This window comes from Brevibacillus sp. SKDU10, from assembly GCF_001645205.1.
GTDB lineage: Bacteria > Bacillota > Bacilli > Brevibacillales > Brevibacillaceae > Brevibacillus_B > Brevibacillus_B halotolerans.
The window spans coordinates 121,689-136,041 of record NZ_LSSO01000013.1; the positions used below are offsets into that span (position 1 = coordinate 121,689).

At 43.4% G+C, this 14,353-nt stretch carries 13 protein-coding genes; all 13 read right to left on the minus strand.

Annotated features, from left to right (window positions below; genetic code table 11):
* Nucleotides 1–83: 83 nt before the first annotated feature.
* The gene (locus AYJ08_RS02170) at nt 84–1,274 is read right to left on the minus strand and encodes an acetyl-CoA C-acetyltransferase (protein ID WP_064016403.1); all 1,191 of its coding nucleotides are present in this window, start codon (nt 1,272–1,274) and stop codon (nt 84–86) included.
* 285 nt (nt 1,275–1,559) lie between these two features.
* Nucleotides 1,560–4,292, minus strand: coding sequence for a phosphodiester glycosidase family protein (locus tag AYJ08_RS02175; protein WP_064016404.1), 2,733 nt, complete (start codon nt 4,290–4,292; stop codon nt 1,560–1,562).
* Between the two features lie 162 nt (nt 4,293–4,454).
* A complete protein-coding gene (gene wecB, locus AYJ08_RS02180) occupies nt 4,455–5,621 on the minus strand; it encodes a non-hydrolyzing UDP-N-acetylglucosamine 2-epimerase (RefSeq protein ID WP_064016405.1) in 1,167 nt (388 codons plus the stop codon).
* Nucleotides 5,622–5,635: 14 nt separating this feature from the next.
* Complete coding sequence (upp, locus tag AYJ08_RS02185) at nt 5,636–6,265, minus strand: uracil phosphoribosyltransferase (RefSeq protein ID WP_003334238.1); 630 nt, start codon at nt 6,263–6,265, stop codon at nt 5,636–5,638.
* A gap of 289 nt (nt 6,266–6,554) precedes the next feature.
* A complete protein-coding gene (locus tag AYJ08_RS02190) occupies nt 6,555–7,805 on the minus strand; it encodes a serine hydroxymethyltransferase (protein ID WP_064016406.1) in 1,251 nt (416 codons plus the stop codon).
* A 72-nt stretch (nt 7,806–7,877) separates the two neighbouring features.
* Nucleotides 7,878–8,444 carry a TIGR01440 family protein gene (locus AYJ08_RS02195; protein ID WP_064016407.1) on the minus strand — a complete coding sequence of 189 codons (567 nt, stop codon included), beginning with the start codon at nt 8,442–8,444 and terminating at the stop codon, nt 7,878–7,880.
* A 1-nt stretch (nt 8,445) separates the two neighbouring features.
* The gene (gene rpiB / locus AYJ08_RS02200; RefSeq protein ID WP_064016408.1) at nt 8,446–8,901 is read right to left on the minus strand and encodes a ribose 5-phosphate isomerase B; all 456 of its coding nucleotides are present in this window, start codon (nt 8,899–8,901) and stop codon (nt 8,446–8,448) included.
* 183 nt (nt 8,902–9,084) lie between these two features.
* Entirely contained in the window at nt 9,085–9,564 is a 480-nt protein-coding gene (locus AYJ08_RS02205) for a low molecular weight protein arginine phosphatase (protein WP_064016409.1), read from the minus strand.
* Between the two features lie 29 nt (nt 9,565–9,593).
* Nucleotides 9,594–10,154 carry a manganese efflux pump MntP gene (locus tag AYJ08_RS02210; RefSeq protein ID WP_064016410.1) on the minus strand — a complete coding sequence of 187 codons (561 nt, stop codon included), beginning with the start codon at nt 10,152–10,154 and terminating at the stop codon, nt 9,594–9,596.
* 82 nt (nt 10,155–10,236) lie between these two features.
* Nucleotides 10,237–11,304 carry an L-threonylcarbamoyladenylate synthase gene (locus tag AYJ08_RS02215; RefSeq protein ID WP_483295052.1) on the minus strand — a complete coding sequence of 356 codons (1,068 nt, stop codon included), beginning with the start codon at nt 11,302–11,304 and terminating at the stop codon, nt 10,237–10,239.
* A gap of 197 nt (nt 11,305–11,501) precedes the next feature.
* On the minus strand, nt 11,502–12,269 hold the full coding sequence (gene spoIIR / locus AYJ08_RS02220; RefSeq protein WP_064016412.1) for a stage II sporulation protein R: 768 nt from the start codon (nt 12,267–12,269) through the stop codon (nt 11,502–11,504).
* A gap of 86 nt (nt 12,270–12,355) precedes the next feature.
* Nucleotides 12,356–13,255 carry a peptide chain release factor N(5)-glutamine methyltransferase gene (prmC, locus tag AYJ08_RS02225; RefSeq protein ID WP_064016413.1) on the minus strand — a complete coding sequence of 300 codons (900 nt, stop codon included), beginning with the start codon at nt 13,253–13,255 and terminating at the stop codon, nt 12,356–12,358.
* Nucleotides 13,242–14,315: a peptide chain release factor 1 gene (gene prfA, locus AYJ08_RS02230; RefSeq protein ID WP_031412887.1), complete on the minus strand. Its 1,074-nt coding sequence runs from the start codon at nt 14,313–14,315 to the stop codon at nt 13,242–13,244. The genes prmC and prfA overlap by 14 nt, the downstream gene beginning before the upstream one ends.
* Nucleotides 14,316–14,353: the final 38 nt, after the last annotated feature.

Sequence of the window (14,353 nt, forward strand, 5' to 3'; positions counted from 1 at the left end):
GTTGACACCTTAACATATTAACGAAGATTTATCTACATTGTCAACTTGTCGAACTGTAGGACACAAATCTTTCACAAATTTGTCTATATTATTTTGATTATTGTTGAAATTCCTTGACCCCCACCTATGCATAAGGTAGCTAGACCATAGCGAGAATCGCTTCGTTTCAACATTTCATGGACAAGACTAACCAGAACGCGAGCCCCGCTTGCTCCAATTGGATGACCAAGGGCAATCGCTCCTCCGTTTACATTTAGCTTCTCTCGATCAAGGCCTAATTCCTTCCCAACCGCTATTGCTTGTGCCGCAAAAGCCTCATTGGCTTCAATCAGGTCTATTTGATCTATAGAAAGCCCCGCCTTCTTTAGAGCCTTTTCTGTAGCCGGTACTGGGCCTAGTCCCATTACTTGCGGATTGACTCCAGCGCTTGCATTGGCAACTATTGTAGCTAAAGGCTTAATCCCCAGCTCTTCTGCCTTTGCATAAGACATTAAAACTAGTGCTGCAGCCCCATCATTAATTCCCGAGGCATTTCCTGCCGTGACGCTCCCGTCCTTTTTAAAAGCAGGTCGCAGTTTAGCTAATGCATCCACCGTTGCACCTGCTCGCGGGAACTCGTCTTGCTCAAACAAAATAGCCTCTCCCTTTTTTTGCGGGATAGTGACAGGGACGATCTCATCTAAAAAACGACCTTCTTGAATCGCTTTGTTCGCCTTTTGTTGGCTCCAAGCCGCAAATTCATCCTGTTCTTCTCGGCTTATCTGATAACGTTCGCAAAGATTTTCAGCCGTTATTCCCATATGATAGTCATTAAAGGCGCACCAAAGCCCATCGCGGATCATAGAGTCTACGACCTTCTGATCACCCATGCGATACCCGTCTCTGGCCCCTTCTAATAAATAAGAAGCCTGACTCATATTTTCCATACCACCTGCAACTACCACATCTGCTTCACCAGACACGATAGCCTGATAAGCTATATGTACAGCTTTTAATCCTGACCCGCAGACTTTATTGATGGTCATTGAGGGTTTCTCCTCACCAATGCCTGCCAGCATGGCCGCCTGACGCGTTGGGTTTTGCCCAAGCCCCGCCTGTAATACATTCCCCATCACGACCTCGTCTACATGCTGTTTATCAAGACCTGCTTTGTCGAGTGCCGCTTCAATCACTACTGCTCCTAATCTGGCTGCGCTTACAGAAGATAACTTTCCTTGAAAACTACCGATGGCAGTGCGCACAGCACTGACAATAACTACATCGCTACCTTTCATCATATCCACTCCTTAAAAACATCAGATCGCAAGCTTTAGTTAGTTAATTTTGCCACTTGTGAATCTTCAGTCTTTTGCTAACAATAATTAGTAACTAAGCTATATATTACCATATTTTTAAGGAGACAGATATCCCTTATGTTATCCTATTTATAAGTTTCCCATTATTACTATAGTTGAAATAACCAAAAAGTAAACAGGTAATTTTTAGATTGAAATCGTATATTACAGTTTAATAGAAAAAAGCCGTCTTTGCAGATCGCAAAAGACGGCTAAATCCTTCCTTTATCGTTGAATTAAACGATACAAGGCGGCAACACAAACAGCGCGTGTGGTTGGGCTGTCAGGTTTAAAGCTTCCTTGAATTGGATCAATTAACCCTAGTCCTACTATATTTGAAACAGAGGCTGATGCCCACGAAGCAATTTGATTTTGATCCTTCAGCTTTACTTTTGGAGTAGCTTGCTGTTGCAGGATTCGATCCAGTATGATAGCTGCTTCTGCTCTTGTAACAGCCTGATCTGGACGGAAGGTATTGTCCTTATACCCTTTCACCAATTCCATGGACACCGCTACCTGTACTGCACCTTGCGCATATGAAGGCACTTGATCTTTGAAGTTCAATTTAGGTTGGTTGGGTAGCTCCCAATTGAACACCCTAGCTAATAGAGCAACATATTGAGCGCGTGTTAATGGGACGTCTGGGCCAAATTTGTTAGCAGACAGCCCTTTTACAAACTCCTGTTCCGCCATATAAAGAATCTCTTTTTTATAAGGGTGGTTGGCAATATCGCTAAACTGTTGACCGTATGGTACCAACAGTGTCGCATCGTCCATATAGATGCTTCCTTTTTCCGGGCGCGATTCAGAGCCTTCAGGCAAATTAGCAATATATATACTCTTCAGTTGTAGAGGATAAGCCGCATTTGATGGGAAGTAGCCTCTAAGCTGTTTCCAACCAGTCCAGTCTATCTCCTTGGCAAGATCAACATAATGTGTTTTACCCTTGCTATCTATTACTTCAGCGCGAAGCCAGTGATTACTGTTATCCCCATAAACCCATAAGCCCATACCAATAGGCTGTCCCGGAATCGCTATAGGAGCTGCCCCCATTTTTCCATAGGCGAAACGGGTATTGGCAGATGAGGCTCCGCTGAAATCATACGTTAATTTAGCAGATTTACCAGAACTATGCACTTGTTCATTTTGGAGCAAGAAGGAGCCCTTCGAAGTTAACCCTTCTGGATTTCCTGCAAACGAAATGCCGGCAATATTATCAAAATTGATCCATTGCTGCTCTGTAGCCCCTACTGTAATTGGTACCGTAGTTGATTTACCGTCATAAGATACAGTCAAGGTAGCTTGTCCTGTTTGTTCTCCAGCAACCAGTTGCATTTGTTCATTAATATGTACAAGCTCGTTGCTTACAGTGGTTGTAACAGATAATGGCGTTGCTGTGACCAACTGCCCTTTTTTCGTTTTGATTTTAATATCAAGTGGCAATGTTTGACCTGGCATTACGGTAAGTGGAGATGGCGATACCATCACCTGCTCTACCTCAGCACCACTAACGACATGAATATTTTTCTTCGTCTGAATTCCATTGACGCTAGCCGTAACAACAGAAGTACCTGATTGACGAGCGATAAATGAGCTTCCTTCAAATGATCCAGAATCCCCCTCTACTCCCCAAGAAATCTGGTTAGCATCAATTTTATAAGGTAAATAGTGGTTATCATATGCTTTGGTTCCAAATTGAATAGCCTGTCCAATTAGCGTTTCGGTAGGTCCTGTTAATTGGAAACCAGCCAAATCCCCGGCAGGTGCCGTATTAAATACACCTAATCCCGTTGGAACACGGCGTTCTACTCCCTGCATAGGACGATTGGCCAATTTGGCTTCTGTTTCCCCTAACATGCGAACGGCTAATGTTTGTGAACCACCGCCATCAAAATTGGCCGCCATATAAGAGCCAGCTTCCACCATGATCTGAGCAAATTCGACCAATGTTACCCCACGGCTGGCACTGCCTTGCTCTACGCTTACAATGTAGAGTGTCTTTCCGTCTTTAGAGACGCCGACACCAGTCCGGGCTGTTTTTCCCATAACTGCTTTATCAGCGGAAATAGTAGCTACTTTTCCCTGATTAACTAGCAAAGCATGCCCCCCTACTGCTTGGGCCCACTCTTTTGAATTCGGAGTAGTTTGTGAATCTACAGTCACAGAAGAGCCTACAGGAAACTCTTGTTGTAAAAATTGAGCGGCTGTCCCGTGTCCCCATAAAACAAAACCATCGGCAGGAATTGCCGCTCCAGGCTGATCCACTCGAACCTCAGTAGCTATGCCATTGCGAAAGACTACCTCAACCACACCTTTATAGCCTTTAATTGTTCCTAGACTGGTCTTCCCAAAGGCAGGTGTATACATATTAAGCTGGTTCTCATGGCTTTTACCTGCTGAAGAAGAGTACTCTTCCTTATTAATTCCGCGCAGGCTCATGTTTTTACCGTTTTGCGAGGTTACAAGCCCCGTGAACCCAAATCGCTCAATAGCGGCTGTCTTATCGGCAGTTATCCCTAAGCTGTAGTAATACGGTAAATGTCCCATTGAAGAAATCGTTTGTCCATCTTTTACAACTATTCCGAATGGTGCGCCGCGTAGAGACATATTGAAAAAGTCGGCATTCACACCAACAACTGCTCCTGCTTCATTTGTCATTTTCGTAATGCTTTGTTTTTCTGTTACATGTCCATTTGTCCCGTAAATGGGCTTCACTTCTACGTATTCATTATTCAGATCGACTTTCGTTATGTAGATTTTGCTTTTCTGGTTTCCATAGACCTTTTCATAATGCGTTAAGATTGTACCTTCCCCAATTGGCGTTTGCCAAACCATTGTTAACGGTCCTACAGTCGCAGCTTCTACTACATAGGCAGGCAGCACAACAGGAATAATTGCCCCGCATGCTACAGTTGTAGCCAGCATTAACGACAGAAACCGAGCTGGCTTCTTTTTCATTATCGTTGAAACCCCTCTCCATTGGCTAAACTTTCTCTTTTTTCCTATCCATTACAATGTTTAGACGTAGCGAATCGCCCACAAGTTTCAGTTTTTTTCGCGATTTTTATTTGCAACAAAAGGAAAAGAGACGTTCTGAAAAAACGCCTCTTTTTATATGCTTTATTTAGATAATAACTTCTCTTGACTTGGTTGAAAAGAGATTGGGCGATCAGAAATGTAACCAAAATGGTACAGGATTGCTTTCACAATTCTTTCCGATGCTTTTCCGTCTCCATATGGATTTGCTGCTTGCGCCATTTGTTCATATGCCACTGGATTGGTTAACAATTCATTTGCCATCTCATATACCTGTTGCTCATCTGTGCCTGCCAATTTCAACGTACCAGCCGCGATTCCTTCTGGACGCTCTGTGGTGTCACGCAAGACAAGCACCGGTACCCCAAGAGAAGGAGCTTCTTCCTGCACTCCACCTGAGTCAGTCAGAATCAAGTGAGCATGACGAGCAAAGTTGTGGAAGTCAAACGCATCTAACGGATCAATTAAATGGATACGATCATGGTTCCCCAAGAACTCCTGTGCCACTTCCTGCACCGCTGGGTTTAGATGCACAGGGTAAACCACGGCGATCTCTTCATGCTCATCTACCAGTTTACGCACAGCTCGGAAGATACGGCGCATGGGATCACCTAGATTTTCACGACGATGGGCTGTCATCAACACCATCTTTTTGCCTGCCACCTTTTCTAAGACAGGATGCTGATAGTCAGACTTCACAGTTGTCTGTAACGCATCAATCGCAGTATTCCCCGTAATATAAATGGATTGCTCTTGCTTGTTCTCGCGGCGTAAATTATTTGCCGATCCTTCTGTTGGTGCAAAATGAAGATCAGCCATAACTCCTGTCAGCTGGCGATTCATCTCTTCCGGGAATGGAGAATACTTGTCCCACGTACGAAGACCAGCTTCAACATGTCCAATCGCTACCTGATTGTAGAAGGAAGCCAAGCTTGCAACGAAGGTTGTCGTGGTGTCGCCATGTACGAGTACGATATCTGGTTGTGCCTCTTTGATCGCTTTATCCAAGCTTTCTAATGCACGGGTGGTGATGTCGATCAAAGTTTGGCGATCCTTCATAATATTTAAATCCATGTCAGGCGTGATCTGGAAAATTTCCAGAACCTGATCCAACATTTGTCGATGTTGTGCTGTCACGCATACGATAGATTCAATCTGTTCTTTATGTTTTTTTAACTCGTGAACAAGAGGAGCCATCTTGATAGCCTCCGGTCTTGTCCCGAAAACCGTCATTACTTTTATCTTTTTCATCAGCAAGACACCCCCTATTTCGTTCCGTATAAACGATCTCCGGCATCTCCTAGTCCAGGAATAATATAGCCATGATCGTCCAGATATTCGTCTACTTTCGCTACGAAGATATCTACATCTGGGTGTTCGTCTTGGATGACCTTAATTCCTTCGGGAGCAGCGATTAAACACATTAATTTGAGGTTCTTAGCGCCACGTTTTTTCAGAGCTTCAATAGCAGCAACTGCCGAACCCCCTGTTGCTAGCATAGGGTCAATAACAATCAACTCACGCTCAGCAACATCGGATGGTAATTTTACGTAGTATTCTACTGGTTGCAACGTTTCCGGATCACGATACAGCCCTACATGCCCTACTTTTGCGGCAGGAATTAATTTCAGCACACCGTCAACCATGCCTAATCCAGCACGCAAAATCGGTACTAGCCCTACTTTTTTACCAGCAATTACATTGGATTTACAAGTTGCTACTGGTGTTTGGATTTCTACCTCTTCTAAAGGCATATCTCTGGTAATCTCATACGCCATAAGAGTTGCTACTTCATCTACCAACTCGCGAAATTCTTTTGTACCTGTATTTTTATCACGAATAAACGTCAACTTATGCTGAATCAAAGGATGGTCAAATACATATACACGGCTCATGTTAGTACCTCCGTTTCATTATTAGCAAATCCATTATGTACACGAAGCCCATGGCTCCTTGAAATAAGCTTTTCTTATCATAAAGGAGCAAAGCTATCACGTCAATTTGCCTGAAAATATTGACTTATATCTGATATGAATGTCGTGCGTTTGCTTCTACCCGCTAGTTTTCCCCCGCCTATATTGAAATATAAATAGGAAGAAACACACAGAAAAACAGGCCCTCTCCTCGTAAGGCAGGTGGACCTGTTTATTATTTATGGCTGTTTAAAAACAGTTTGCTGAAAGATTAGATAGACAATCCTTCATACAGCGGGAACTTCTTGTTTAATGCGGCAACACGTTCACGAGCTTCTGCATGCTTAGCTTGATCCTCTGGATTCTTCAGGGTCAAAGCAATGATGCTCGCTACTTCCTTCATTGCCTCCTCATCGAATCCACGACTAGTGACCGCTGGCGTACCCATGCGTACACCGCTTGTTACAAACGGGCTAGCTGGATCAAATGGGATTGTATTTTTGTTTGTCGTAATACCTACTTCATCAAGAAGATGCTCTGCCACCTTACCTGTAAGCTCTAGATTTCGTACGTCTACTAATACCAGATGATTATCCGTACCACCAGACACTAGCTGTAATCCTTCCGCCTGTAGTGCCTCAGCAAAAGCACGAGCATTGTTGACTACACGCTGAGAGTAATCTTTGAATTCCGGTTGTAGCGCTTCACCGAAGGCTACCGCCTTTGCCGCAATGATATGCATCAATGGTCCACCCTGTACCCCTGGGAATACAGATTTGTCGATTGCTTTGGCAAACTCTTCTTTGCAAAGGATTAAGCCACCGCGTGGACCGCGTAATGTTTTATGTGTAGTGGATGTAACAAAATGAGCATGCGGTACTGGATTTTGATGCAAGCCTGCTGCGACAAGGCCAGCGATATGCGCCATATCAACCATGAGATAAGCTCCAACCTCATCCGCAATTTCACGGAACTTAGCAAAATCAATCTCACGCGGATACGCACTTGCACCAGCTACAATCAATTTTGGTTTGTGTTCTAATGCTTTTGCTCGAACGATTTCATAGTCAATCCGATGCGTCTCTTCATCCACACCATATTCAACAAAATTATAGAGAGTACCTGAGAAGTTAACGCTACTACCATGGGTTAAATGACCGCCATGGGATAAGTTCATGCCCAATACAGTATCTCCTGGCTGTAGAATGGTAAAGTAAACCGCCATGTTAGCTTGAGCGCCAGAATGCGGCTGTACGTTGGCATGTTCTGCACCGAAAATTTCCTTGACGCGATCACGTGCGATGTTTTCTGCAATATCAACATATTCACAACCGCCGTAATAGCGGCGACCCGGATAACCTTCCGCATACTTGTTAGTAAGTACAGTCCCCATCGCTTCCATTACAGTACGACTGACAAAGTTTTCTGATGCAATGAGCTCAATCTTGTCACGCTGGCGACCTAATTCCAAACGAATCGCTTCTGTAATTTGTGGATCTTTTTCTTTTAAGATATCGAACATAATCTTATCCCTCCCTGGTAATCTGCACTTCTATTTCGTTCACCATTGTATGTCAACCCAAGTTGCTTTTCTCTAAGTACAAGTTAATTGATCAATACGTTCATAAACCGCTCGTACTCCGCCAATCATTTTTGGTCGTGTGTAGGCTGCTGTGAGATGAGCCTCTCCTATTTGTTTACGACTAAGTCTAACTGGAACTACCACGTGCTTCAGATGCATGCCGATGAAGGTATCTCCAATATCAAGGCCAGCATCTGCTTTTATATGCTCTACCACAGCCGGCATTTGCATTTGCTGATAGGCATAGGCTGCCATAGATCCTCCTGCACGCGGTACCGGAATAACACTTACTTCTTCAAGTCCATATTGTCTTAGAATAGAACGTTCCACAACAAGGGCACGATTTAAATGCTCACAGCATTGAAAAGCAAGCTGAAAGCCTGTTTGTTGCCGAGCTTCTTCAATCCCCTTCCAGATAGCGCCAGCTACTTCTTCGCTACCTGCTTTGCCAATATGCTGACCAATCACCTCGCTCGTACTGCAACCGATCACCAGAAGCTGGTCAGCACGCAGCTTTGCTACTTTGACTAATTCCAGCACACAGTCCCTGATCTCTTGCTTGAGACGAGCAATTTCCACTTTACTTCACTCCCGAATATTTGGCCTCAATATCCATCACTTTCTTAACGCGATTCTCATGGCGGCCACCTTCAAAATCAGTTCCTAGCCAAATTTTCACAATATCAAGAGCTAGGCCAGGTCCAATTACTCGCTCTCCCATAGCTAGCATATTCGTATCATTATGCTCGCGAGTTGCTTTGGCAGAGAATGTATCATGAACTAATGCACAACGAATTCCACGTACCTTATTAGCCGCAATGGACATCCCAATACCTGTCCCACATACTAAAATACCTCTGTCAAACTCTCCAGAAGCTACTTTTTCCGCAACAGGCAAGGCATAGTCTGGGTAATCAACAGAGGTCTCGCAATTACAACCAAAATCTTCGAACGCAATCTCCATGGATGTTAAAAGCTTTTTGATCTCTTCTTTTAGATGTACTCCGCCGTGATCGGCTGCTAATGCTACTTTCATTGTGCAATCCCTCACTTTTGTCGTCATATGATGTATTATACATGATTATCCTAACGAAATACAGTATAGAAACAACGAAAAGCTTGTTTTACCAACAAAACACAAACATTAATTAATAAAACACAACAATCGTTCGTATTTTAAATAAATAAGGTCCTGGGAATGTTCCAGCACCTTTTTAACTCATTCCATATCCTGACGATACTCGTTATTCTTTTCGTTTACGGTCTTCAGTAGTTTTTCGCGTACGGCTTGCAGATCCTTTTCTAATTCCTGCGCTGTAGCCCGATATATCTCTAAGCTCCCGCCGTAAGGATCTGTAATATCGCCTTGCTCACCATACGCGTACTCCTTTAACGAGTATACCTTTGCCGTCGCTTCAGGAAAATGACTCAAAATTGCTATTTTATGCCCTTGAGTCATCGTAATGATAAGGTCAGCCTGATTTATTTGGTCATTCGTTATCTGTTTCGAAACATGCTCATGCGCTAGTCCCTTTTCCCCTAGCACCTGTTGGGCATGCAAGGAAGCAGGCTGGCCCTCAAACACAGCAACTCCCGCTGAGGCAATTTCCATTTGTAAATCCTTTACTTGTTCACGGAAAAGAACTTCTGCCATGGGACTTCTGCAAGTATTGCCCGTACAAACAAATAAAATTCGCATGTTCTGGTGCCCCTTTCTGTCCACACTACTTACAAAATAAATTTTAAACCAAAAATCAGCAGTATAACACCGCCAATAATTTCACTATATTCACCCATCCAGTCTCCGACGCTTCTCCCCAGCAGTAACCCAGCACAAGACATCATCCCTCCGACGATACCAAACATGCTAACTGCCAGCCATTTGTTCACTGTCATCAAACCAAGTGAGAAGCCAACTGATAGGGCATCCAGACTAACACTAAAGGCAAATAAAATCAGTCCAAGACCTGATGTTTTCACTATACTCCCCTCATTTTCTCCAAAAAAGACGCTCCATAACATATGTACGCCAAGGAGAATCAAGATACTGCCTCCAATGAAAATAGCGATATCTCCTACTATATCAGAGAGATAGGAGCCGATTGCAATGCCTAATAGAGGCATAGCAACATGAAAACACCCAATCATAATGCTGATGTTCACAATTTTGCGCAACCGTAGACCTACCATACCAAGCCCAATACCCAGTGAGAAAGCATCCATCCCCAACGCGACCGCAATCAGTAGTAATGTTAGAAATTGTCCCCAAAGAAATACTGTAGCGTCCACACTCTCCCCCCCTGTCTTTTTCACCTTATGCGGACAGGGGGGTAAACATTCTTTTTCTATAACAGGTTGTTCCTTTAGATGTTTAGGCCTTTATAATTCGATGAGATGCTGCTTTTTCCAAACGGTTCATTACAGCGAGCCCAAGACCCTCACGCGGATACGTTTCCGCTAAAATAAACTGAATCTGCTCCTCATCAAATCGGCGTAAGTCCGTATACAAATCCTGAGCTACTTCCTCCAATGATGCCAATGAACCACATTGAAGCGTTACATCTACTAGAGCATGATTATCCCAGTGGTTAAGATGTTCCCTAGGTACCATAACCCCTGTTGTTAATCCTTGTTCTTTTGCTTCTTTTAAAAGCTCCAGCATTTTTGCTCTCACTTTATCTTCTTGACCAGATACTAACCATAAATCTCCTTTAGGAGCATAATGCTTATATTTCATTCCAGGCGAGATGGGTTGTTCCTTTTCCTCCGTTAAGAAAGCTGGATCAATTGCCACCTCTCCGATTACACGCTCAATCTGCTCCACAGTAATACCGCCTGGTCGATGAATCATCGGCGGTTCCACTGTCATGTCTATTGTCGTAGATTCCACACCTACACCTGTGCTTCCTCCGTCCACAATCCCTGAGATTCTTCCAGCTAAATCCTCTAGGACATGCTGAGCCGTAGTAGGGCTTGGACGTCCAGAGCGGTTTGCGCTTGGTGCTGCTATTGGAACATGCGCCTGTTTAATCAATTCTAACGCAACAGGATGATCAGGCATGCGTACTCCCACTGTAGATAATCCAGCCGTTACTTTGGAGGCGATTCCTGCTTTCTTGGGTAGAAACATTGTAAGTGGACCTGGCCAAAATGCCTCCATCAACTGTCTTGCTTTTGCAGGGATGTCAGTGGCCACAGTGTCTAGTTGTGATTTTTCACCAATATGGACGATCAGTGGATTATCACTCGGTCTACCCTTAGCAACGAAGATTTTTTCCACAGCCTCATCAGACAAAGCGTTCGCCCCTAGCCCATAAACCGTTTCGGTAGGAAACGCAACAAGCTCTCCTGATTCGACAAGTTTTGCTGCATCCACAAGATGTGCACAACTTTTTTGTTCTTCCACATTCTTATCCACAACCCAAACCTTTGTCAGTATATTCTGTTCCATCCGATAAACCCTTTCTTATTCGTTATTCGTGCTCGCTTCGCTTCCATAGTATATGTTTTTCGAAAAAAGTTTTCAACAGGCTGTGGGTAACCTGTGGATAAAACTATTGATTTTTGTGACTTTTCTATTAAAAAAAGCCTATCCGCATAAGACAGGCTTGAGGGGGAGCAATGTTATTTCCCAGTTTAAAACCAGGAGCGAAGTTTGTCCCATAGAAAGGAGCGTACTTCGACTTTAGAAGCTTGTTTATTAGGTAAAATAGCCGGTGTATCAATATTCTCCGTCATTTCTTTCTGTACAATACCTGTATCTTTTTCGTTGTAATAATCGGAATTTTCTTTGTTTAATCGCAGTTGCAAGTCTTTATTTCCCACTGTATCGTGTTCAGGTTCTTCCACTTGTGTTGCTTCTTCCACAGCATCCGAAAAGTTATCCACAGTTTCTTCCCTTTTCGCAATTCCGTCCCCATTCGATAAATCAATAAAGCATAGCGGAGGAAATAAGACACACCACCAATTTTGTCCTTCTGCTTTCCCAATGCGTACACGCAGAGCTTCATAATCACCCGCAGGATAAATATAGGAACCGTATTGCTTGGTAGGAAATTCAACTCGTCCAAAATATACCTCTGCCGGATAGGAATAGCCTCGATCAGCGATTGTTTTATCCACAATTTTTTTAATCTCATTCATATGATCAGCTACAAGTAGACGAGCTTGGTCATAACTATGAATCTCTTTTATCCATTTGTTCATTTCAGCAATAATCGCATCACGCACTTCACGTTTCAGCCATTGATCCTCGATGGAGTCACTATTTGCTAATATACGCAGCCGAATAGATTCTTGTGGAATCGGACCATTGTTATGTATATTTGCTGATGCCATTTGTCCTTCCCAGCTCATTAACGCGATCATTAAACCAAATAAGATAAAAAAGAACCGTTTCATCATAACCAACTCTCCCCTCATGTACTGTTTCTCTAATAAACAGTATGGACACAAAGAGCCGATGATAAACCCGGTTCTATAAACTATTTTTAATTGTGTAGTCGATAGCCGACAATAATCCGATCAATCCCTGCCAAATCAGGATAAATGAATACTTCGTCCATGGCGCCTGATTCCTTCATCAGTTGAGCTACCGTATCCGCCTGATATATCCCTACTTCAAAAGCAACCAGTCCTGTCGGTGCCAGAAATTGCGGCAATGCTTCACATATTCTGCGATAGAAAATATAGCCGTCCGCTCCACCATCAAGAGCTAAACGCGGTTCATAGCCAAGAACCTCTCTGTCTAATTCGTCTACATCCGTACTTGGAATATAGGGCGGGTTAGACACGATGATATCCACACGCTCACCCGTTTCCAGAATTGGCTCAACTAAATCGCCTTGTATAAAACGAACTCTTTTTTCTACATCTAATCGCTCAGCATTTTGCTTGGCAATCGCAATAGCATCCAAAGAAATATCCACAGTTGTTAGTTGCCAATTTGGCTTCTCCGCTGCCAGCGTTAACGTAATTGCTCCACTGCCCGTTCCAAAATCTACAACAGATAAGGGCTGTTCTGCACTCCAAATTCGTTGGGAATGCAAGAGAACCTGTTCTATTAACAATTCTGTTTCTGGACGCGGAATCAATACACCTGGAGCTACAATAAAATCACGTCCATAAAAATTTTGTTCCCCCAAGATGTACTGAATCGGTTCATGAGCAGCTCTTCGCTTAAGCAACATTCGAATAGAAGCTATCTCTTCCTCTTTAATCGGATCAGGCATAGATGCTAAGAAGCTCGCCCGATTCATCTTGAGTACATGACGAATCATTAATTCAGCTTCAAACCGCGGGTCCTTTGTTCCGGCTTCTTCTAAAAAGGAAGAAGCCCAAAGCAGGGCTTCTCTTACATTATTTATCGAATCCATCTTATGCGCTGGCATCGTTTTTCATTAGCTCCGTTTGCTCGTGCATAATGAGATTATCAATAATTTCATCCATATCTCCATCGAGGATACTTTCCAGACGATGAAGCGTCAAACCAATGCGGTGATCCGTTACGCGACTTTGCGGGAAGTTATAGGTACGAATACGCTCACTGCGGTCACCAGTACCTACTAAGGATTTACGGTTCGCATCAATTTCAGCGTTCGCTTGTTGACGATAGAAATCAGACAAACGAGCACGGAGAATTTTTAATGCTTTATCCTTATTGGAATGCTGAGACTTCTCATCCTGACAAGATACCATGATACCAGTCGGTAAGTGAGTAACACGCACCGCTGATTTGGTAGTATTAACAGACTGTCCACCCGCACCGCTAGAACAGAACGTGTCAATACGGATATCTTTATCACTAATTTCCACGTCTACTTCTTCAACTTCAGGTAATACCAGAACGGTAGCTGTGGACGTATGAATACGACCGCCAGACTCTGTAGACGGTATGCGTTGTACACGATGTGCGCCGCTCTCAAATTTAAGCTTGCTGTAAGCACCTCTACCATTTACAGCAAACACGATTTCTTTAAAGCCACCAATATCAGTTTCATTCGCTTCCATCACGTCAATTTTAAAACCATGACGCTCTGCAAAACGAGTGTACATTCGGTATAAGCTTGAAGCAAATAAAGCCGCTTCATCTCCACCTGCGGCACCACGAATTTCAACAATAACGTTTTTATCATCATTCGGGTCTTTTGGCAGTAGTAAGATTTTCAGACGATTCTCCAGCTCTTCCTTACTTTTGGACAGCTCAGCGATTTCCATTTTAACCATTTCACGCATCTCGTCGTCCAATTTTTCTTCAAACATAGCCTTAGAATCGTCAAGTTGAGTAAGAACAGATTTATATTCACGGTACGCGGTGACCATATCTTCCAAAGAGGATTGTTCTTTGGAGAGTTCACGTAGCTTTTTTGTATCACTAATTACGTCGGGGTCACACAAAAGGTTTGTAACTTCTTCGTAACGCTCTTCAACAGCAGATAGGCGTTTAAACATAGCTTCTCACCCCATTTTTCCCAATTTCCTGTAAGCTT

What these genes read in the sequence shown, in the direction of transcription:
- AYJ08_RS02175 (WP_064016404.1), bottom strand. Translation starts at nt 4,292, where the DNA reads ATGAAAAAGAAGCCAGCTCGGTTTCTGTCGTTAATGCTGGCTACAACT.
- AYJ08_RS02190 (WP_064016406.1), bottom strand. Translation starts at nt 7,805, where the DNA reads ATGTTCGATATCTTAAAAGAAAAAGATCCACAAATTACAGAAGCGATT.
- spoIIR (WP_064016412.1), bottom strand. Translation starts at nt 12,269, where the DNA reads ATGATGAAACGGTTCTTTTTTATCTTATTTGGTTTAATGATCGCGTTA.
- prfA (WP_031412887.1), bottom strand. Translation starts at nt 14,315, where the DNA reads ATGTTTAAACGCCTATCTGCTGTTGAAGAGCGTTACGAAGAAGTTACA.
- upp (WP_003334238.1), bottom strand. Translation starts at nt 6,265, where the DNA reads ATGAGCCGTGTATATGTATTTGACCATCCTTTGATTCAGCATAAGTTG.
- prmC (WP_064016413.1), bottom strand. Translation starts at nt 13,255, where the DNA reads ATGCCAGCGCATAAGATGGATTCGATAAATAATGTAAGAGAAGCCCTG.
- rpiB (WP_064016408.1), bottom strand. Translation starts at nt 8,901, where the DNA reads ATGAAAGTAGCATTAGCAGCCGATCACGGCGGAGTACATCTAAAAGAA.
- AYJ08_RS02205 (WP_064016409.1), bottom strand. Translation starts at nt 9,564, where the DNA reads ATGCGAATTTTATTTGTTTGTACGGGCAATACTTGCAGAAGTCCCATG.
- wecB (WP_064016405.1), bottom strand. Translation starts at nt 5,621, where the DNA reads ATGAAAAAGATAAAAGTAATGACGGTTTTCGGGACAAGACCGGAGGCT.
- AYJ08_RS02170 (WP_064016403.1), bottom strand. Translation starts at nt 1,274, where the DNA reads ATGAAAGGTAGCGATGTAGTTATTGTCAGTGCTGTGCGCACTGCCATC.